Here is a 1,412-nt window from a genome sequence, read left to right as displayed (position 1 = left end):
CCGGCGCACCTTCTCCCGAAGTTACGGTGCCATTTTGCCTAGTTCCTTCACCCGAGTTCTCTCAAGCGCCTTGGTATTCTCTACCCGACCACCTGTGTCGGTTTGGGGTACGGTTCCTGGTTACCTGAAGCTTAGAAGCTTTTCCTGGAAGCATGGCATCAACCACTTCGCTCTCTAAAAGAAAGCTCGTCATCAGCTCTCGGCCTTGAACACCCGGATTTGCCTAAGTGTTCGGCCTACCACCTTAAACTTGGACAACCAACGCCAAGCTGGCCTAGCCTTCTCCGTCCCTCCATCGCAGTAACCAGAAGTACAGGAATATTAACCTGTTTCCCATCGACTACGCTCTTCAGCCTCGCCTTAGGGACCGACTCACCCTGCGTCGATTAACGTTGCGCAGGAACCCTTGGTCTTTCGGCGTGGGAGTTTTTCACTCCCATTGTCGTTACTCATGTCAGCATTCGCACTTCTGATACCTCCAGCAAGCTTCTCAACTCACCTTCACAGGCTTACAGAACGCTCCTCTACCGCGCCACTTACGTGGCACCCGCAGCTTCGGTGTGTGGTTTGAGCCCCGTTACATCTTCCGCGCAGGCCGACTCGACTAGTGAGCTATTACGCTTTCTTTAAAGGGTGGCTGCTTCTAAGCCAACCTCCTAGCTGTCTAAGCCTTCCCACATCGTTTACCACTTAACCACAACTTTGGGACCTTAGCTGGCGGTCTGGGTTGTTTCCCTTTTCACGACGGACGTTAGCACCCGCCGTGTGTCTCCCACGCTGACACTTCCAGGTATTCGGAGTTTGCATCGGTTTGGTAAGTCGGGATGACCCCCTAGCCGAAACAGTGCTCTACCCCCTGGAGTGATACGTGAGGCGCTACCTAAATAGCTTTCGAGGAGAACCAGCTATCTCCGAGCTTGATTAGCCTTTCACTCCGATCCACAAGTCATCCCCTACCTTTTCAACGGGAGTGGGTTCGGTCCTCCAGTCAGTGTTACCTAACCTTCAACCTGCTCATGGATAGATCGCCCGGTTTCGGGTCTATACCCAGCGACTAAACGCCCTATTAAGACTCGCTTTCGCTACGCCTCCCCTATTCGGTTAAGCTCGCCACTGAATATAAGTCGCTGACCCATTATACAAAAGGTACGCAGTCACCTAACAAAGTAGGCTCCCACTGCTTGTACGCATACGGTTTCAGGTTCTATTTCACTCCCCTCTCCGGGGTTCTTTTCGCCTTTCCCTCACGGTACTGGTTCACTATCGGTCAGTCAGTAGTATTTAGCCTTGGAGGATGGTCCCCCCATGTTCAGACAAAGTTTCACGTGCTCCGTCCTACTCGATTTCACTTCCCAGAACCTTTCATATACGGGGCTATCACCCACTATGGCCGCACTTTCCAGAGCGTTCTA

The 1,412-nt window shown here is 52.5% G+C and carries 1 rRNA gene; it reads right to left on the bottom strand.

Features of this window, described 5'->3' with window-relative positions:
* Positions 1-1,412, bottom strand: a 23S ribosomal RNA gene (locus BLR75_RS26275); the annotation flags it as partial.

The organism is Pseudomonas jinjuensis (genome assembly GCF_900103845.1).
Lineage (GTDB): Bacteria > Pseudomonadota > Gammaproteobacteria > Pseudomonadales > Pseudomonadaceae > Pseudomonas > Pseudomonas jinjuensis.
The sequence above is the reverse complement of the archived record's forward strand: the minus strand, read 5'-3'. Positions and strand labels throughout refer to the sequence as shown.